The sequence below is a fragment of the Alphaproteobacteria bacterium genome, from assembly GCA_030740435.1.
Taxonomy (GTDB): domain Bacteria; phylum Pseudomonadota; class Alphaproteobacteria; order UBA2966; family UBA2966.
Genome location: JASLXG010000039.1, coordinates 1 through 18,492 on the forward strand (window position 1 = coordinate 1; position 18,492 = coordinate 18,492).

An 18,492-nucleotide genomic window follows, 5' to 3' on the forward strand; every position below is an offset into this window, starting at 1 on the left:
TGTCGCGCCGACAGGGTAGGAACGCTGCGCAGCGCGATGTGGGACATCGGGCAAGCAGCGTGACACACTCTGTCGGCGCGACAGCGCCGCCCGAAGGGTCGCCCCCAGCTGCGCGCCCGCTACGGAAAAGCTCGAAGAGCGTAGTACCACTACGCTCATCGACCTTTTCCTTCCGGATCACATCACCTGGGAGCTTTGCTGTCCGTGATCTGGTGAGAAATGCGGGCTAACGGCATGAAGGTGCTGGCCTTCGACACCACGCTGGAGGCCTGCTCGGCGGCGCTGTGGCAGGCCGGCCGGGTGCTGGCCGCGGAGCACCGGCACATCGTGCGGGGCCACGCCGAGGCCTTGCTGCCGATGCTGGAGAGGGTGAGGAAAAAGGCCGGGCTCGACTATGGCGAGCTCGACCTGATCGCCGTGACGCGGGGTCCCGGCACCTTCACGGGCTTGCGCATCGGCCTGGCGGCGGCGCGCGGACTGGGCCTGGCCAGCGGCCGGCCGGTGCTCGGCCTGACCAGCCTCGAGGCCTTGGCGGCCGGGGCCCAACCGGCGGCCAACGGGCAAAGCCTTTTAGTAGCCATCGATGCCCGTCGCGGCGAGGTCTACGGCCAGGCCTTCGATGCCCAACTTATGCCGCTTTGCCAGCCTTTCGCGAGGTCCCCCGCGGCCGCGGCCGAGGTCCTGCCCGAAGGCCCGGTACTGGTGCTGGGCTCGGGCGCGGCGCTGATCCGTGAGTGCCTGGCGGAGCTGCCGCCAGGCCTGCGTTTCAGTCCCGGCAACGAGCAGCCCGACGCCGCCGTCATGGCCGCCCGGGCCGCCGCCCTGGCGGCTGCCGGAGAGCTCCCCCAGCGGCCGCCGGCGCCGCTCTACCTGCGCCGACCCGACGCCCGCCTGCCGTGAAGGCGAGTCTCGCTAGTGCCGCCCACCTGGGCCTGCTGGCGGCGCTGCACGGCGTCTATTTCGATGAGTCCTGGGACCAAGATGCCATCGCCGGCCTGCTGGCCACGCCTGGCGCTTTTGCCCTGATCATGACCGACGGCGCCGACGAAGAGGCCTTTGCCGGCCAGGCCCAGGACCTTGGTGCCGGCGAGCTGTTTCTCGAAGTGGCGGAAGACAATGGCGCCGCCCTCGCCCTCTATGCTGGCGCTGGATTCGTTCAGGTGGGGCGGCGGCAAGGCTATTACCAAGGTGCCGGCGGGGCCCGGGCGGCCTTGGTCTTGCGCTCTAACCCTCGGCCTTCCTGAGGCGCAGGATGTGGACGGCGGCGTCTTCCGAGGCTTCCAGACTGAGCACGGTGTGGCCTTCCTCGGCTACCGAGCGCGGCACGTTCTTGAGCGGCTCGCCTTGGGGCAGCCGCACCTCGGCGATTTCGCCCGGTCGCATGCGCTCGATCAGCAACTTGGTCTTGACGAATGTAATGGGACAAACGTCGGCGGTAATGTCGAGATAGTGATCGGCCATTATGTCACTCGTTGCCGCTGCTACTGTCATCGCCAATAGTCCCCCGCCAATAATTCACCGCCAATAGTCCTCAAGGAGTCCGCAACGGGCTATTTTATGTTGATCCTCGAAGACGCAACCAATATACACAACATATCAATTGTCGCGAGGTTGTGATTTCTATGTCCCAGGAAACAGATACCGCTGAACTGCTTGCGCTAACGACCGATATCGTGGCCTCCCACGTTGCCAACAACTCGGTCAACGTGGCCGACCTGCCCGGGCTCATTCAGCAGGTCTTCGGGGCGCTTTCGGAGCTCGGCAATCCCTCCCAGGCGCCGGCCGCCAAGCCCAAACCAGCCGTCAACATCAAGCGCTCGGTGATGCCCGATTACATCGTCTGCCTGGAGGACGGAGTCAAGTTGAAGATGCTCAAGCGCCATCTCCAGACGCGCTACGGCATGACACCCGACGAATACCGCGAACGTTGGGCACTGGCGGCCGACTATCCCATGGTGGCGCCCAACTATGCCGCCCAGCGCAGTGCCCTGGCCAAGAAGATCGGCCTCGGCACCAAACGGCGCAAGAAAAGCTAGGGGTAGCAGAGCCTCCAGCGTCGGAATCCACCTTACCGGGCGGCGAGCTGAACCATGGTGACGAAAGAGACCACACCCTCCAGACTGGAGCGCCTATGCGTCGCCAAAGGCCTGAAAATGACCGGGCAGCGGCGTCTGATAGCCCGGGTGCTGTCGGATTCCTACGACCACCCCGACGTCGAGGAGCTCTACGGCCGGGCCAGCCGGATCGACCCCAAAATCAGCATCGCCACGGTCTACCGCACGGTGCGCCTCTTCGAGGAGGCCAACATCCTCGAGCGCCACGATTTCGGCGACGGCCGGGCGCGATATGAGCGCCTGCCGGACGAGCACCACGATCATCTCATCGACATACGTAGCGGTCGCGTGGTGGAGTTTCATGACCCCGATATCGAGGCCCTGCAGCAAGGCATCGCCCGACGTCTTGGGTTCCGGCTGATGGGCCACCGGATGGAGCTCTATGGCGTGCCCCTCGAAGACGAAGACGGCGGCGGCAACCACCAGCGGGACGACAATGGCGACAAGGATTGAGAGCCCATCGGCTGCCTTCAACTTGACAGACATCCGGCAAGTGCTAGTGTTTTCAAATAGATCCGAGCCTTGCGACGGCGGCGCGCCGGATGGCGGCCCGCGCCCAGGCAAGGGCTGAGAGCGCCTTTGGCCAAGAAGCTGTTCGTCAAAACCTACGGCTGTCAGATGAACGCCTACGATTCCGCGCGCATGGCGGATCTCATGGCGCCCCAGGGTTATACTCTGGCGGCCGCGGCCGAAGAGGCCGACATGGTCATCCTCAACACTTGCCACATCCGCGAGAAGGCGGCGGAAAAGGTTTATTCGGAACTGGGCCGGCTGCGTGCCCTCAAGCGAACCCGGCGGGCCCGGGGGGGCGATCTGGTCATTGCCGTGGCCGGTTGCGTGGCCCAGGCCGAGGGCGAGGAAGTGCGCCGGCGCGCCCCCTGGGTCGATCTGGTGGTCGGTCCGCAGGCCTTCCACCGCCTGCCCGAGTTGGTGGCCGGAGCGGCCAGCGGCGGCGCCAGCGCCATAGCCACCGACTTCCCGGGGGCTGCCAAGTTCGACCACCTGCCCGCGGAAGCCACGGGCCGCGGTCCCAGCGCCTTCCTCACGGTGCAAGAGGGCTGCGACAAGTTCTGCACTTTCTGCGTCGTGCCCTACACCCGAGGCGCCGAATATTCGCGCCCGGTGGCCGAGGTGACAACCGAGGCCGCGCGCCTGCTGGCCGGCGGCAGCCGCGAGATCACGCTCTTGGGCCAGAACGTCAACGCCTACCACGGTAGCGGCCCGGCTGGGCGGCCCTGGGGTCTGGCCCGCCTGATCCGCGGGCTGGCCGACCTCGAGGGCCTGACGCGGCTGCGCTACACCACCTCGCACCCGCTCGACATGGACGCCGAGCTGATCGCCGCCCATGCCGAAGTGCCGGCTCTCGCGCCATACCTCCATCTGCCGGTGCAGTCGGGCTCCGACGCCGTGCTGGCCGCCATGGGCCGCAAGCACCGGGCCGGAGACTACCTGCGCCTGGTCGAACGGCTGCGCGCGGCGCGTCCCGATCTGGCGCTTTCCGGCGACTTCATCGTCGGCTTTCCCGGCGAAAGTGACGCCGATTTCGCCGCCACCTTGGCCCTGGTCCGCGAAGTGGGCTACGCCAGCGCCTATTCCTTCAAATACAGCGCTCGGCCGGGCACCCCGGCGGCAGAGCTGCCGGGACAGTTGCCCGAGGCCCTCAAGGCGGCCCGCCTGGCCGAGCTGCAAAGCCTGCTCGAGGCCCAGCAACTGGCCTTCAATCGTGCCTGCGAGGGGCGCCGGCTCGAGGTGCTGCTGGAGCGTCCGGGGCGCCAGCCCGGCCAGCTCGTGGGGCGCAGCCCCTATATGCAAGCCGTGCACTTGCAGGCGCCCCCCGAGCTGACGGGCCAAGTCGTCAATGTCACCATCGAGCGCGGCCTGGCCAACAGCCTGGCGGCCCGCCTGACTGAAGAGCCGGACGAGCTGGGGGCCGATGCGGCGTGAGGACCGAGCGACCTTGAAGAGCGATCGCGACAGGGATACCGATGGCGGCCCGGCGCCGCTATTCATGGATTTCGACGACAACGGTCTGTTGACGCCGCTGTTTGGCGAGCACGACCGCAATCTGGCCCTCATCGAGAAGCGCCTCGAGGTTGCCATCACGCCACGCGGCAACCGGCTCTCGATCGAGGGCAGCGCCTGGTCTCAGCAGGTGGCCCAGACCGTGCTGGCGGATCTCTATGCCCGCCTGCAGCGGGGCCTGGAGACCGGCAGCGGCGAGGTCGACGGCGCCATCCGTATGGCCGAGGCCACGGTGGGCCGCGGCGCCCAGAGCGCGGCCCTGGACGAGGACGTCGTCATCCGCACGCGCCGCCGGGTGATCACGCCGCGCTCGCCCTTGCAGGCCGACTATGTGCGCCGGCTGCGCTCGGGCGAGCTGGTGTTCGCCCTGGGGCCGGCCGGCACCGGCAAAACCTATCTGGCCGTGGCGGTCGGCGTATCATTGCTGCTCGACGGCCTGGTCGAGCGTGTCATCCTATCGCGCCCGGCGGTCGAGGCGGGCGAGAACCTGGGCTTTTTGCCCGGCGACCTCAGGGACAAGGTTGATCCCTACCTCAGGCCGCTGTTTGACGCCCTCAACGACATGCTGCCCACCGACCAGGTCATGAGGCGCATCGAAAACGGCGAGATCGAGGTGGCGCCGGTGGCTTTCATGCGCGGGCGCACGCTGACCCGGGCCTTCGTCATCGTCGACGAGGCACAGAACACGTCCATGGTGCAGATGAAGATGCTGTTGACCCGGATGGGCGAGGATTCGCGCATGGTGGTGACCGGCGATCTGTCGCAGATCGATCTGCCGCGGGGCACTCGTTCGGGACTGGCCGACGCCGCCGAACTGTTACGCGGCACAGAAGGCGTCAGTTTCGTGCGATTCACCTCCGATGACGTGGTCCGCCACCCCCTGGTGACACGCATCGTGCGGGCCTACGACGAACGCGACCGCCAGTTTGGCGAAAGCGCCTCGAGCGCTGACGATGGTGGCAACCATGATTGAGCCGGCGCCTGCCGCTGGGCCGGACCGCATCGAGGTGGCGCTCGACGTCGCCGTGCCCTCCTGGCGGCACATAGGCGAGGGACCGGGGGCCCTAGAGACCCTGGTCGAGCGCGCCGTGCGGGCTGCCGTGGCGGCCACCGCCCGGCCCCCCGAGGCCGACCTCGAGATCTCCGTGCTGCTCAGCGACGATGCCCAGGTGCGGGCGCTCAATGCCCGCCACCGGGGCCGCGACCGGGCCACCAACGTGCTCGCCTTTCCCGCCGATCTGGCCGCGGCCGAGGTCGCGACAGAATTGCCCGGGTTGCTCGGCGATGTAGTCCTGGCCTTTGAAACGGTGGCCGGCGAGGCCCGCGATCAGGGCAAGACAGTGGCCGATCACCTGACCCACCTGTTGGTTCACGGGGTGCTTCACCTCAGGGGCTTCGAGCATCAGGACGAGGCCGCCGCGGCGGCCATGGAGGACCTCGAACGCCGGCTCCTGGCAACCCTTGGTATCAACGATCCCTACGCCGCCGATGACCGACTCTGACTCCAACGACACGAACCCCAAGGCTCCCGGCGCGGCACCGGCGCCGATGCCGGAGCCGCTCGACGACGAAGCCACCCTGGGCGGCAGTCTGGTGAACTGGGTCAAAGGACTGGCCCGCAACCGCAACGGTGATGCCAGCCTGCGCGAGAGCCTCGAGGAACTGATCGGCGAGCACCACGAGGCGGAGCAGCCGATCAATCCCGAAGAGCGGCTGATGTTGATGAACATCCTCAAGCTCGGTGAGCTCAGGGTCGACGACGTCATGGTGCCCAGGGCCGACATCGTGGCCGTCGAGGTCGGCACCTCGCTCAACGACATCGTCAAGCTGGTGGGCCAGGCCTTCCATTCCCGCATGCCGGTCTACCGCGGCAATCTCGACGATGTCCTGGGCATGGTCCACATCAAGGACCTGATGCGCTACTGGGATCGGCGGCCCTTCCACCTGCGCCGCGCCGTGCACGAGGTGTTGTTCGTGCCGCCCAGCATGCTGGTGCTGGATCTGATGCTCAAGATGCGGGCGGCGCGCATCCATATGGCGGTGGTGGTCGACGAGTACGGCGGTACCGACGGCCTGGTGACCATCGAGGATCTGGTCGAGGAGATCGTCGGCGAGATCGAGGACGAGCACGACCAGGTCGAAGGGCCGCTGATCGTCGAGCGTCCCGACGGCAGCCTGGTGGCTGACGCCCGCGCCGCCATCGCCGAGCTCGAGAGCCGGGTGGGCTGCGACCTGTTGCCCGACGAGCGCGATGAAGAAGTCGACACGCTGGGCGGCCTGGTCTTTTCGTTGGTCGGTCGGGTGCCGCAGCGCGGCGAGGTGGTGGCCCATGCCGCCGGCCTCGAGTTCGTCGTGCTCGACGCCGACCCGCGCCGCATCAAACGCATCCGGGTGCGCGGCTTGCCGGCCAAGGCCGAAAATGCGCCGCCAGAAGGCACCGACCGCCCCGAGACCTCTGGGTCGTCCGGGGACCAGAACTGAGCGCCCGAGGACCATGAGCGGGCTGGCCTCGCGGCTTGCGGCCCTGACCGGTTGGCGGCGCTACGGCGTAGCCCTGGCGGCCGGCGCCCTGGCCAGCACCGCGTTGCCGCCCGGCGCCCTCGCTAGCGTCGGCGTGCCGCACTTGTACCTGCTGCCGCTGCTGATCCCCGCTTTCGTTGCCCTGGTCTGGCTCAACGATGGCAGCCGGCGCCGCCGCGCCGCCTATTTCGTGGGCTTTTGCTTCGCCTTTGGCTTTTTCCTCTGCGGCCTCTATTGGATCGGCTTTGCCCTGCTGGTCGATGCCGCGCGTCACGCCTGGTTGTTGCCGCTGGCGGTGCTCGGCCTGCCGCTGCTGTTGGCGCTGTTTCATGGCTTGGCCACCTTGGCGGTCTATCTGTTGGAGCTGCGCGGCGGCGCCCGGGTGCTGGCCCTGGCGCTGGCCTGGACAGCCGCCGAATGGCTGCGCGGGCATCTCTTTACCGGCTTTCCCTGGAACCTGATGGGCTACGTCTGGACGGCCTCCGACGAGATGCTGCAGTTTGCCGCGCTGTTTGGCATCTATGGGCTTAGTTTCGTCACCATCGCCTGTGGCGGGGCGGCGGCGACGCTGGTGGCGCCGGCCGGCGCCAGGATCGGGCGCCGGGGCTGGGCCCTGCCGCTGGCCGCCGTGGCGCTGCTGCTGCTGATGTGGCTGGGCGGCGCGGCGCGGCTGCCGGGCCCGGGAGACAAATCGGCAAGCGTGCCCGAAGTGCGGCTGCGCCTGGTGCAGGCCAACCTGAGCCAGGCAGACAAATGGCGGGCCGATCTGCGCGAGGCCAACCTGGGCCGCCATCTGCAGCTCAGCTCGGGACCGGGTAGCGAGGCCGTCAGCCACATTATTTGGCCGGAAACCGCGGTGCCCTATTTTCTCCAGCGCGACAAGGCGGCGGCAGCTTTGGTGGGGGGCCTGGTGGGCCCGTCGGGGCTGGTGCTGAGCGGCGGCTTGAGAGCGGCCCCGGATGCCGCCGGCGAGCGGCGAATCTGGAACAGCCTGCTGGCCCTGGATGCCAGCGGCAGCGTCGTCGCCACCTACGACAAGGCCCATCTGGTGCCCTTCGGCGAGTACCTGCCCTTGGCCCCGGTTCTGGCCCGCCTGGGCTTTAGCAAGCTGGCCCCTGGGGCGGCCGGATTCGCCGCCGGAACAGGCCGGCAGAGCCTCACCGTCGGGGGCCTGCCGCCGTTCAGTCCTTTGATCTGCTACGAGGTGATTTTTCCCTCTGAGGTGGTGAAATCAGGCGCTCGCCCGAGTTGGCTGCTCAATCTCACCAACGATGCCTGGTACGGCCGCAGCGCCGGTCCCTACCAGCATTTCGCCATGGCCCGGGTGCGTGCCGTCGAGGAAGGCCTGCCTCTGGTGCGGGTGGCCAATACCGGCATTTCCGGTGTCGTCGACGGCTATGGCCGGGTGCTGCGGCGTCTCGGCCTGGGCCAGGCGGGGGTCATCGACTCGCCCTTGCCCCAGGCACTGGCAGCGCCGCCCTACGCCCGCTTCGGGGATGTCGGGCTGGGGCTATTGCTGGCCCTGGTGATGCTTTGCCTGGGTTGGCTCGAAAGACGCCGCCGCCGGGCGGCGCCTAGAGACCAATCATAGCTTGTTCGGGGCCGCCGCGCCCCACCCCGTCACGGCCGCGAAATAGTCCGGTTATGTGGACCCATGAGCCAAGGTTGGGCAGCAATATTCTTATTGACCGCGCATACCTTGTTATCTTATAAATACTATGAGTAGTTGCGGGGGTTTTTTTCTCGGTGTCCCGGTCGGCCCCTTCGGGGCGGAGATCGAACATTTGGCCAAGATTCCCAATCCCATTGACGTTCACGTCGGCGGCCGGGTGCGCCTGCGCCGGACGCTGCTGGGCATGAGCCAGGAAAAATTGGGCCAAGCCGTCAACCTCACCTTTCAGCAGATCCAGAAATACGAGCGTGGCGCCAACCGCATCGGCTCCAGCCGGCTCTACCAATTCGCCCAGGTGCTGGATGTGCCGGTGAGCTTCTTTTTCGATGATATGCCGGCCAACGTCACGGGGCGCGGGCCGGGCCTCAGCGAGGACAGCCCGGAAAAGTTCGAGCAGGAACAGTTCGTGCGCCGCGAAACCCTCGAGCTGGTGCGCGCCTACTACAAGATCAAGGACCCCATGGTGCGCAAGCGGGTGTTCGAGCTGACCAAGGCGATAGCCGGCATCGCCGGCGGCGGCAAGGCCGCGGCCGGCAAATAGCTGCCGGCGCGGCTCGCTGGGTACCTTTTTTCAGGCCCCAAAAGATGATGTTTCGGTGCTTGCCGCGGCGGCGCTCGAAGGCTTGGCGCCAGCCCGCTGCTCTGGCCCTTGACCTCGGCAGCAAAGCTTGCCACAAGAGCACGCCCGCTGGCAGCCGAAGGCGGGCCGGGGTAATTGGGCGGAGGAATGGCCGTGGCCGACATCGATTATTTGTTCACCAGTGAATCTGTTTCCGAAGGTCATCCCGACAAGGTATGCGACCGCATTTCCGACGCCGTGGTGGACGCCTTTCTCGAGGCCGACGCCCATAGCCGGGTGGCCGTCGAGACCCTGACCACGACCAACCGCATCGTGTTGGCCGGCGAGGTGCGGGGCCCCGACAGCATGACCGCCGAACGCATTGAGGCCACGGCCCGGGCCTGCGTGCGCGAGATCGGTTACGAGCAGGACGGCTTCCATTGGCAAAAGGCGGCCGTCGAGATCCACGTGCATTCCCAATCCGGCGACATCGCCCAGGGCGTCGATGCCGGCGCCGACAAGGACGAAGGCGCGGGCGACCAGGGCATCATGTTCGGCTATGCCTGTCGCGAAACGGAGCCCCTGATGCCGGCCCCGATTTACTATTCCCACGCCATCCTGCGGGCGCTGGCCGAGGTTCGGCATTCCGGCGCCGAACCGGGACTGGGCCCCGATTCCAAAAGCCAGGTCACCCTGGGATATGTCGCTGGCCAACCCGTCTGCGCCACCTCGGTGGTGGTCTCGACCCAGCACAGCGCCGATCTCACACAGGACCAGGTGCGCGAAATCGTGCGGCCCCACGTGGTCAACGTTCTGCCCGAAGGCTGGATGTGCGCCGAAGAGGATTTCTACGTCAATCCTACCGGCCGTTTCGTCACCGGCGGCCCCGACGGCGATGCCGGCCTCACGGGCCGCAAGATCATCGTCGACACCTATGGCGGCTCGGCACCCCATGGCGGTGGTGCCTTTTCGGGCAAGGACCCGACCAAGGTCGACCGCTCGGCCGCCTATGCGGCGCGCTACCTGGCCAAGAACGTGGTCGGTGCCGGTTTGGCCGAGCGCTGCACCATCCAACTGGCCTATGCCATCGGCGTCTCCAAGCCGTTGTCGGTTTACGTCGATCTACATGGCAGCGGCCAGGCTGACGAAAAGAGCCTGTCGGCGGCGCTGCAAGAGGTCATGGACCTGAGCCCCCGCGGCATCCGCGAGCACCTCAAGCTGAGCCGGCCGATCTACGCCCGCACCGCCGCCTACGGCCATTTCGGCCGGGCCCCCGATCCCGACGGTGGTTTCTCGTGGGAGCGCCTGGATCTGGTCGACGACCTCAAGTCGGCTTTGGGCTGAGGCCGCCACAAGTATCCCGGGGGCGGTCATGAGCGGATCGCCGCTCGACAACCGCACCTATGGCCGGCGCCGCGGACACCGCCTGAGGCCTGCCCGCCAGGCCCTGGTCGACAAACTGCTGCCGCGTTTGAGCGTTGGACTTCCGGCCACCGGAGTGCTCGACGCCGAACGCCTCAAGGACGGCGCCCGCGAGCTCTGGCTGGAGATCGGCTTCGGCGCCGGCGAACACCTCGCCAGCTTGGCGGGGCGCCATCCCGAGGTTCGCTTCATCGGTTGTGAGCCCTTCCTCAACGGCGTTGCCAGCCTGCTCGCCCAGGTCAACGAACAGGGCCTCGAGAACATCCTTCTCGTCCATGGCGACGCCCGGCCGTTGCTGGCGGCGCTGCCCGAAGCCTGCCTGAGCCGCGTGATTTTCCTCTTTGCCGATCCCTGGCCCAAAAAGCGCCACCACAAGCGCCGCTTCGTCTGCCGCGAAAACCTCGACGCCATCGCCCGGGTGCTGGTGGCGGGCGGCGATTTCCGCTTCGCCAGCGACCATGGCGAGTACGTGCGCTGGACGCTGGCCCGGGTACTGCGCCACGGCGCCTTCGCCTGGCCGGCCCGGAGCGTCGCCGACTGGAACCGCCGCCCGGCCGATTGGCCCGCCACGCGCTACGAGGCCAAGGCCCTGGCGGCCGGACGCCAGCCGCTCTATTTCCGCTTCCTCAGACGCCAGTGAGTGCAAGTTTCTTCTTGAAGCGCCGCTGCTTTCGACTAATATCCCGAGCGGTAACGGTTTTGGCCTAACATAATAAGCACTGACGCCGGGTGGGCCAGAGGCCCACTTTTTTTGTGTCGCCCCGGTGGCGCTGGGCGCGGTGCGGTGGTCTGGCATCTTTACCGCTTCGACCGAGGACGCGATGACAGAGACGACCCGCATCGAGGGATTGATCGCACCAGCGCTGGAGGCGATGGGTTTCGGTATCGTGCGCGTGCGCATGATGGGGGCCGATGGGGGCACGCTGCAGATCATGGCCGAGCCTTTGGCCGAGCGACAGATGACGGTGGATGATTGCGCCGACATCAGCCGGGCCGTATCGGCGCTCTTGGACGTCGAGGATCCCATCACCGGCTCTTACGTGCTCGAAGTGAGCTCGCCGGGGCTCGATCGTCCGCTGGTCAAAATCGAGGATTTCGAGCGTTTTGCCGGCTATCAGGCCAAGCTCGAGCTTGGCGTCTTGCGTGAAGGCCGCAAACGCTTTCGCGGCCGTCTGCTGGGGGCCGAGGCCGGCACGGTGCGCATCATCGTGCCGGATGAGGGTGAGGAACGGGTATTCAAGCTTCCCTATGTCGACATCGTTACCGCCAAGCTGACGCCGGGCGACGATGTCATCAGCGCGGCGCTGCAATCCCGGCAGCGCCACTAAGAGGCCGCAAAAGAGGCGGAAAGAGAAAATGGAATCAACAGTTTCGAGCTGGAACCGCGTCGAGCTTTTGCAGATCGCGGACACCGTGGCGCGCGAGAAGAGTATTGAGCCCCAGACGGTTATTCAGGCCATGGAAGAGGCGATCGAGAAGGCGGCGCGCTCCAAATACGGCCACGAGAACGAGATCCGCGCGGAAATCGATGCCAAGACCGGTGAAATCCGCATCTTCCGGGCCCTCGAGGTGGCCGACGAGGTGGACAACGATTACACCCAGATTTCCCTGGTTCGGGCCCGCGAGCATAACCCCGATGCCCAGATCGGCGACTACATCGCCGAGCCCTTGCCGCCCATCGACTTCGGCCGCATCGCCGCCCAGACGGCCAAGCAGGTGATCGTGCAAAAGGTGCGCGAGGCCGAACGCGAACGCCAATACGAGGAATACAAGGACCGCATCGGCGAGATCATCAACGGCCTGGTGAAAAGGGTCGAATACGGCAACGTCACCGTCGATCTCGGCCGCGCCGAGGCCGTGGTGCGGCGCGACGAGCTGTTGCCCCGCGAAACCTTCCACCAGGGCGACCGCATCCGGGCCTATATCTACGATGTGCGCCGCGAGCCCCGGGGGCCGCAGATCTTCCTGTCGCGCACCCACCCCCAGTTGATGGCCAAGCTGTTCGCCCAGGAAGTGCCGGAAATCTACGACAGCATCATCGAGATCAAGGCGGTGGCGCGCGATCCCGGCAGCCGGGCCAAGATCAGCGTCATGTCCAACGATGCCAGCATCGACCCGGTGGGCGCCTGCGTCGGTATGCGCGGCAGCCGCGTGCAAGCCGTGGTCAACGAATTGCAGGGCGAGAAAATCGACATCATTCCCTGGTCGCCCGATCCCGCCACCTTCAACGTCAACGCCTTGGCTCCGGCCGAGGTCACCAAGGTGGTGCTCGACGAAGAGAGCCGTCGCATCGAGGTGGTGGTGCCGGACGAGCAGCTCAGCCTGGCTATCGGCCGGCGCGGCCAGAACGTTCGCCTGGCTTCGCAGCTCACCGGCTGGGACATCGACATCATGACCGAGGCCGAGGAATCGGAGCGCCGCCAGGAGGAATTCCGGCGTCAGAGCGAAATGTTCATCGCCGCCCTCGACGTCGACGAGGTGATCGCCCAGTTGCTGGTCATCGAGGGCTTCTCGACGGTCGAGGAGGTGGCCTACGTCGAGGCCGCGGAATTGTCGGAGATCGAGGGTTTCGACGCCGACCTGGGCGCCGAGTTGCACCAGCGGGCGGAAAAATACCTGGCCGTCGAGGCCGCCCAGTTGAACCAGCGCCGCATCGAGCTTGGGGTGGCCGACGAAGTGGTGGAGCTCGAAGACGTGAGCTTACGCATGGCCGTGGCCTTTGGCGAGAACGGCGTCAAAAGCCTCGACGATGTCGGTGATTTGGCCAGTGACGAACTTTTGGATCTGCTTGGCAACAGCTCGCTGGAGCCGGCCGAGGCCGACGCCATCATCATGGCCGCCCGGGCGCATTGGTTCGCCGACGAGGAGTTGCCGGCCGCCGACGAAGAGCCGGCAGAGCCGGTCCAGGACGAGCCGCTGCCGGCCAGCGGCGAAGACGGCGAAGTCGGCGCCTGAGCCAGGCGGCCGGGGATGCCAAGCAGCCATGCCAGCACCAGCCAGCAAAGCCCGGAAGGGCCCGGCTCCAGCCTCTGGGCCGCGGCAACGACGCTGCATCGCCAGCGGCCGGCGGCTCGATTCGGCCCGGCTGGTGCGCTTCGTGGTGGCCCCCGACGGCGCCGTGCTGGCCGACGTTGGCGGCCGCCTGCCGGGCCGCGGCATGTGGCTGGAGGCGCGCCGGCAAGCGCTTGAGCTGGCGCTCGAGAAGCAGAGCTTCGCCCGTGCCGCCAAACGCCGGGTACGGGTCGAGCCCGATCTTGCCGAGCGCGTCGAAGGGTTGCTCGCCGGGCGCTGTCTGGAAGGCCTTGGCCTGGCCCGCCGGGCGGGCCAAGTGGTCACCGGTTTTGAGCGTGTGAGGGCGGCTTTGCGGACTTCCGAGGTGGCCCTTTTGCTGGCCGCCAGCGACGCCGCCGACGACGGCCGGCGCAAACTGGCGGCCCTGGCCGGGGACTGCAGGCAAGTGGCGCTCTTTTCGCGGGCCGAATTGAGTTTGGCATTGGGCAGGGAAAATGTGGTACATGCTGCGCTGTTACCGGGGGGATTGGCTGACCGCTTGGCGCTCGATGTCGAGCGACTGGCCGGTTTCCGGCCGCCGCCCACGTCGTCCCCGTGGCGGCAGCTTGACAACGTCGAGGCGCATTCGGGGGCGTCCTAGGCCGCTGTGGCCCGGGCGTCCGCAACGCAGGCAGTGAAGATGAGTGAGTCGAAAGAGACCGAACAGTCCGACGAGAGGAAGTCGCTGAGCCTGGCCCGGCCCGGCCGCCTCGAGCTCAAGAAGAAGGTCGAGTACGGGCAGGTAAGGCAGAGCTTCTCGCGCGGCCGCACCAAGGCCGTGGCTGTCGAGGTACGCAAAAAGCGCAGCGTCGGACGCGAGGCTCCGGTTGCTTCCCCGGCGCTGGTCGAGGCGCCGCCGGTCGAGATCAAGCCGGCCCCGCTGGAGGTGGTTGCGGAAGTCCGCGAAGAGTTTCTGGACGAGTCCGGCTCGGGCCGCGGCCGGGTGGTGTTGAAGTCGCTCACCGAGGATGAAAAGGCGGCCCGGGCGAAAGCTCTCGAAGGGGCCAAGGCGGCCGACGAGGCGGCCCGGGCGCGGGCCGAGGACGAAGCCCGGGTACAGGCCGAAGAGGACGTCCGCCGGGCCCAGGAGCACGAGGCCGCGGATCAGCGCGCGGCCGAGGAGGAGGAGCGCAAGCGCCTCGAAGCCGACGCCCGGCGCAAGGCCGAGGAGACGGCGCGCCAGAAGCTGGACGCGCCCGATCCCGAGGCGGCCGGCAGCGAGCCTGGCAAGACGGTCGAGACGGAAGCGCGGGAGGGCGAACGCGACGGGCTGCGGCGGCCCCGCCCCGACACCAAACGCCAGCCCGGCCGGCGTGGCCCGCAGCGGCGTCGCGGCGGCAAGATGACGGTCAGCGACGCGCTCTCCGATCGCGACGAGCGCATGCGCAGCCTGGCGTCCGTGCGCCGGGCCCGCGAACGCGAAAGAAAGGCGGCCCGCGGCGGCGGCGGGCTGGAAACGCAAAAGATCATCCGCGACGTCATCATCCCCGAGACCATCGTCGTGCAGGAGCTGGCCAACCGCATGGCCGAGCGCGGTGTTGACGTCATCCGCACCCTGATGAAGCTCGGCGTCATGGCCAACGTCAACCAGACCATCGACGGTGATACCGCCGAGCTGGTGACCACCGAGTTCGGCCACAAGGTGCGCCGGGTCTCGGAATCCGACATCGAATTCGGCCTCAAGGGCGATGCCGACGAAGCTGGCGTGCTGCAGTTGCGGGCGCCCGTCGTCACGGTCATGGGCCACGTCGACCATGGCAAGACCTCGCTCTTGGATGCCTTGCGCGAGACCGACGTGGCCGGTGGCGAAGCCGGCGGCATCACCCAGCACATCGGCGCCTACCAGGTTGAACTCAGCGGCGGCGACAAAATTACTTTCCTCGATACCCCGGGTCACGAGGCCTTCAGCGCCATGCGCGCCCGCGGTGCCACGGTCACCGACACCGTGGTCCTGGTGGTGGCGGCCGACGACGGCATCATGCCGCAGACCGTCGAGGCCATTAATCACGCCAAGGAAGCGGACTCGCCGATCATCGTCGCCATCAACAAGATGGATAAGCCCGAGGCCGACCCGGGCCGCGTGCGCCAGGAGCTCCTGAACCACGAACTGGTGGTCGAGGAATTGGGCGGCGACATCCTGTGCATCGAGCTCTCGGCCAAGGAGCGCACCAACCTCGACAAGCTCGAGGAAGCCATATTGCTGCAGTCCGAGGTGCTCGAGCTCAGGGCCAACCCGGACCGCGCCGCCGAGGGCGTGATCATCGAGGCCAAGATCGATCGCGGCCGCGGCCCGGTTGCCACCATCCTGGTGCAGCGCGGCACCTTGGCCGTGGGCGATGTCTTCGTGGCCGGTGGCGAGTGGGGCCGGGTGCGTGCCCTGGTCGACGACCATGGCACAAACGTCGAGACGGCCGGCCCATCGGTGCCGGTCGAGGTGCTGGGGTTGACCGGCGCGCCCGAGGCGGGCGACGAGTTTTCCGTCGTCGACAGCGAGCAACGCGCCCGCGAGGTGGCCGAGTTCCGGCAGCGCCGGTCACGGGCGATGAAGGTGGCCAAGCCCGAGCTCGGTACCCTGGAGGAGATGTTCGAGCGCATCTCGAGCGGCGAGACCAAGGAGTTTCCCTTGGTCATCAAGGCCGACGTTCAGGGCTCGCTGGAGGCCATCGTGGGCGGCCTCGAGAAGATGTCGACCGACGAGGTCAAGGCGCGCATCCTGCATGGCGGCGTCGGCGGCATCAACGAATCGGACGTCACCCTGGCCCAGGCCTCCGGCGCCCTGGTCATCGGCTTCAACGTCCGCGCCAATGCCCAGGCCCGCGAGTTGGCGCGGCGCGAGGCTGTGGAAATCCGCTATTACTCGGTCATCTACGACGTCACCAACGACGTCAAAGCGGTGCTGTCGGGCATGCTGGCGCCGGCCATCAAGGAGAATTTCCTGGGCAACGCCGAGGTGCTGCAGACCTTCGGCATCACCAAGGTCGGCCGTGTCGCCGGCTGCCTGGTGACCGAGGGAACGGTCAAGAAGGGGGCCGGCGTGCGCCTGCTGCGCGACAACGTGGTGATCCACGAAGGTTCGCTCTCGCAGCTAAAGCGCTTCAAGGACGATGTCGCCGAGGTCCGGGCCGGGCTCGAATGCGGCATCCAGTTCGAGAACTACCAGGACGTCCAGGACGGTGACGTGGTCGAGGCCTTCGAGCTCGAGGAAGTGGCGCGCACGCTTTAGAGCCTTTCGCGGTTGCACCGTTACGCCCAAGGATCCCATCCGTCATTCCCGCGCAAGCGGGAACCCAGGTTTGTTTGGGTTTGTCAAGGTAGCCGCCAAAGAACGCCAGCAAAAAACGGCGCAAAACCTGGGTTCCCGCGTGCGCGGGAATGACAAAAAGGCGCCGTTAGTGAGCCGGGGAATCTCATGGCAAGACATGGCCGGGCGCCCAGCCAGCGCCAGCTCCGGGTGGGCGAGGAACTACGCCACGCGCTGGCCGAATTGTTCGCGCGGCACGACTTGCGCGACCCTGATCTGGCCGACCTGACGATCACCGTAACCGAGGTGCGGGCCAGCCCCGACCTGCGCCAAGCCACGGCCTATGTGCTGGCGCTGGGCGGCGGTGAAGAAGGGCAGGAGCTGCTGCGCCGCGGCCTGGAGCGCTCGGCCGGCTACCTGCGAACGCAACTGGCCAAGCAGGTGCACCTCAAGTTCTCGCCCCGCCTGGTCTTCGAGATCGATCGCTCGTTCGATGCCGTGGCCCGTCTCGACAGCCTGTTGCACGGGCCCGAAACGAGCGACCAGAGCTAAGAAAAGAACCATGGCACGGCGACGCAAGGGCCTAGCGATCCACGGTTGGCTGGTCATCGACAAGCCCCAAGGTCTGACCTCGGCGGCGGTGGTGGCAAAGGTCAGGCGGGCCAGCGGTGCCGCCAAGGTGGGGCACGGCGGCACCCTCGATCCGCTGGCCACCGGCGTCCTGCCGCTGGCGCTGGGCGAGGCCACCAAGACGGTTTCCTACGTCATGGACGGCACCAAGGCCTACAGCTTCATGGTGGCCTGGGGCGAGGCCCGCGATACCGACGACAGCCAAGGCGCGGTAACGGAGCGGAGCGAGTCGCGCCCCTCGGCGGCGGCGGTGGCGGCGGCCCTGCCGGCTTTTGTCGGCACCATCGAGCAGCTGCCGCCGGCCTACTCGGCGCTCAAGATCGACGGCCGCCGGGCCTACGCCCTGGCCCGGGCCGGCCAGGAGGTGCAACTGGCGCCGCGCCGGGTGCGCGTGGACAGCCTGAAGCTGGTGGCCTGTCCGGACCCCGACCACGCCCGCTTCGAGCTGATCTGCGGCAAGGGCACCTACGTGCGGGCGCTGGCCCGCGACCTGGGCCGGCGTTTGGGCAGCTTTGGCCACGTCGTCGAAATACGCCGCACCCGGGTTGGCGATTTCTCGGAAGGGCAAGCGATTTCGCTGGCTAAACTGGACGAGTTACGGCATAGTTCGGCGCTCGATTCAGCGATCCTGCCGGTCGAGACCGCGCTGGCCGACATCCCGGCGCTGGCCCTGACCGGATCCCAAGCCGAACGCCTGCGACATGGCCAGGCGATTCGCGTGCTGAATATCGCGGATGGCATCTGCCGCACCATGACGGATGGACGCCTGGTTGCCCTAGCCGAAGCAAATGACGGCGAAGTGCGGCCACTGCGGGTTTTCAATTGTTAACGCCAGGAGAAGACGATGTCGATAACAGCGGAACGCAAGCATGAGCTTGTGGGAAAATTCGCGACCGCGGACGGCGACACAGGTTCACCCGAGGTCCAGGTCGCCGTTCTCACCGAACGCATCGTCAATCTGACGGAGCACTTCAAATCACACCACAAGGATCTGCATTCCCGGCGCGGACTGATAAGAATGGTCAACCGCCGGCGCAGCCTGCTGGATTACCTCAAGGGCAAGAACCAGCAGCGCTACGAGGTGCTGATCAAGGAACTCGGTCTGCGCAAGTAGAATGCCGATCCGCCTCGTCCCCGGTGCCGGCCCCGGTGCTGAACCCGGGGGTCGCCGAGGCGAGCGGCAAAGGAAAATCAGCAACCGCCGGCCAAGCCGGCGGCTGACTGTCGGCAACCGGAAGGCCGGTTGCCACGATGGCTGCGC

General features: G+C 67.1%; 20 protein-coding genes. 19 read left to right on the forward strand and 1 reads right to left on the reverse strand.

The window, feature by feature from the left end; genetic code table 11:
* Positions 1 to 234: 234 nt before the first annotated feature.
* Together tsaB and QGG75_04475 are read left to right on the forward strand one after the other, a co-directional pair.
* Entirely contained in the window at positions 235 to 900 is a 666-nt protein-coding gene (gene tsaB, locus QGG75_04470) for a tRNA (adenosine(37)-N6)-threonylcarbamoyltransferase complex dimerization subunit type 1 TsaB (GenBank protein MDP6066494.1), read from the forward strand.
* Positions 897 to 1,244 (forward strand): ribosomal-protein-alanine acetyltransferase, encoded by a 348-nt coding sequence (locus tag QGG75_04475; GenBank protein ID MDP6066495.1) that lies wholly within the window; start codon positions 897 to 899, stop codon positions 1,242 to 1,244. The genes tsaB and QGG75_04475 overlap by 4 nt, the downstream gene beginning before the upstream one ends.
* Here QGG75_04475 and QGG75_04480 read toward each other — a convergent pair.
* On the reverse strand, positions 1,225 to 1,461 hold the full coding sequence (locus QGG75_04480) for a sulfurtransferase TusA family protein (protein MDP6066496.1): 237 nt from the start codon (positions 1,459 to 1,461) through the stop codon (positions 1,225 to 1,227). The genes QGG75_04475 and QGG75_04480 overlap by 20 nt on opposite strands.
* A gap of 161 nt (positions 1,462 to 1,622) precedes the next feature.
* Between QGG75_04480 and QGG75_04485 the strand changes: the two genes are divergently transcribed.
* The 17 genes from QGG75_04485 to rpsO all read left to right on the forward strand — a co-directional run bounded on the left by QGG75_04485 (position 1,623) and on the right by rpsO (position 18,345).
* Entirely contained in the window at positions 1,623 to 2,036 is a 414-nt protein-coding gene (locus QGG75_04485) for a MucR family transcriptional regulator (GenBank protein ID MDP6066497.1), read from the forward strand.
* Positions 2,037 to 2,090: 54 nt separating this feature from the next.
* A complete protein-coding gene (locus QGG75_04490) occupies positions 2,091 to 2,567 on the forward strand; it encodes a Fur family transcriptional regulator (protein ID MDP6066498.1) in 477 nt (158 codons plus the stop codon).
* Positions 2,568 to 2,693: 126 nt separating this feature from the next.
* The gene (gene miaB / locus QGG75_04495; GenBank protein MDP6066499.1) at positions 2,694 to 4,058 is read left to right on the forward strand and encodes a tRNA (N6-isopentenyl adenosine(37)-C2)-methylthiotransferase MiaB; all 1,365 of its coding nucleotides are present in this window, start codon (positions 2,694 to 2,696) and stop codon (positions 4,056 to 4,058) included.
* Between the two features lie 64 nt (positions 4,059 to 4,122).
* Positions 4,123 to 5,109, forward strand: a complete 987-nt coding sequence (locus QGG75_04500) for a PhoH family protein (protein MDP6066500.1) — start codon at positions 4,123 to 4,125, stop codon at positions 5,107 to 5,109.
* On the forward strand, positions 5,102 to 5,638 hold the full coding sequence (ybeY, locus tag QGG75_04505; GenBank protein ID MDP6066501.1) for an rRNA maturation RNase YbeY: 537 nt from the start codon (positions 5,102 to 5,104) through the stop codon (positions 5,636 to 5,638). Before QGG75_04500 ends, ybeY begins: the two co-directional genes overlap by 8 nt.
* Complete coding sequence (locus tag QGG75_04510; GenBank protein ID MDP6066502.1) at positions 5,625 to 6,617, forward strand: hemolysin family protein; 993 nt, start codon at positions 5,625 to 5,627, stop codon at positions 6,615 to 6,617. Before ybeY ends, QGG75_04510 begins: the two co-directional genes overlap by 14 nt.
* Before the next feature lie 13 nt (positions 6,618 to 6,630).
* Complete coding sequence (gene lnt / locus QGG75_04515) at positions 6,631 to 8,247, forward strand: apolipoprotein N-acyltransferase (GenBank protein ID MDP6066503.1); 1,617 nt, start codon at positions 6,631 to 6,633, stop codon at positions 8,245 to 8,247.
* 193 nt (positions 8,248 to 8,440) lie between these two features.
* On the forward strand, positions 8,441 to 8,869 hold the full coding sequence (locus tag QGG75_04520) for a helix-turn-helix transcriptional regulator (GenBank protein ID MDP6066504.1): 429 nt from the start codon (positions 8,441 to 8,443) through the stop codon (positions 8,867 to 8,869).
* A gap of 192 nt (positions 8,870 to 9,061) precedes the next feature.
* Entirely contained in the window at positions 9,062 to 10,231 is a 1,170-nt protein-coding gene (gene metK / locus QGG75_04525) for a methionine adenosyltransferase (GenBank protein MDP6066505.1), read from the forward strand.
* Positions 10,232 to 10,259: 28 nt separating this feature from the next.
* A complete protein-coding gene (gene trmB, locus QGG75_04530; protein MDP6066506.1) occupies positions 10,260 to 10,949 on the forward strand; it encodes a tRNA (guanosine(46)-N7)-methyltransferase TrmB in 690 nt (229 codons plus the stop codon).
* 181 nt (positions 10,950 to 11,130) lie between these two features.
* The gene (gene rimP, locus QGG75_04535; GenBank protein MDP6066507.1) at positions 11,131 to 11,637 is read left to right on the forward strand and encodes a ribosome maturation factor RimP; all 507 of its coding nucleotides are present in this window, start codon (positions 11,131 to 11,133) and stop codon (positions 11,635 to 11,637) included.
* Between the two features lie 28 nt (positions 11,638 to 11,665).
* Positions 11,666 to 13,264, forward strand: a complete 1,599-nt coding sequence (nusA, locus tag QGG75_04540) for a transcription termination factor NusA (GenBank protein MDP6066508.1) — start codon at positions 11,666 to 11,668, stop codon at positions 13,262 to 13,264.
* Between the two features lie 28 nt (positions 13,265 to 13,292).
* The gene (locus QGG75_04545; protein MDP6066509.1) at positions 13,293 to 13,961 is read left to right on the forward strand and encodes an RNA-binding protein; all 669 of its coding nucleotides are present in this window, start codon (positions 13,293 to 13,295) and stop codon (positions 13,959 to 13,961) included.
* Positions 13,962 to 14,000: 39 nt separating this feature from the next.
* Positions 14,001 to 16,583 carry a translation initiation factor IF-2 gene (infB, locus tag QGG75_04550; GenBank protein MDP6066510.1) on the forward strand — a complete coding sequence of 861 codons (2,583 nt, stop codon included), beginning with the start codon at positions 14,001 to 14,003 and terminating at the stop codon, positions 16,581 to 16,583.
* A gap of 186 nt (positions 16,584 to 16,769) precedes the next feature.
* On the forward strand, positions 16,770 to 17,153 hold the full coding sequence (gene rbfA / locus QGG75_04555) for a 30S ribosome-binding factor RbfA (GenBank protein MDP6066511.1): 384 nt from the start codon (positions 16,770 to 16,772) through the stop codon (positions 17,151 to 17,153).
* Between the two features lie 10 nt (positions 17,154 to 17,163).
* On the forward strand, positions 17,164 to 18,060 hold the full coding sequence (truB, locus tag QGG75_04560; GenBank protein ID MDP6066512.1) for a tRNA pseudouridine(55) synthase TruB: 897 nt from the start codon (positions 17,164 to 17,166) through the stop codon (positions 18,058 to 18,060).
* A gap of 15 nt (positions 18,061 to 18,075) precedes the next feature.
* Positions 18,076 to 18,345 (forward strand): 30S ribosomal protein S15, encoded by a 270-nt coding sequence (gene rpsO, locus QGG75_04565; GenBank protein MDP6066513.1) that lies wholly within the window; start codon positions 18,076 to 18,078, stop codon positions 18,343 to 18,345.
* The last annotated feature ends 147 nt before the right edge of the window (positions 18,346 to 18,492 follow it).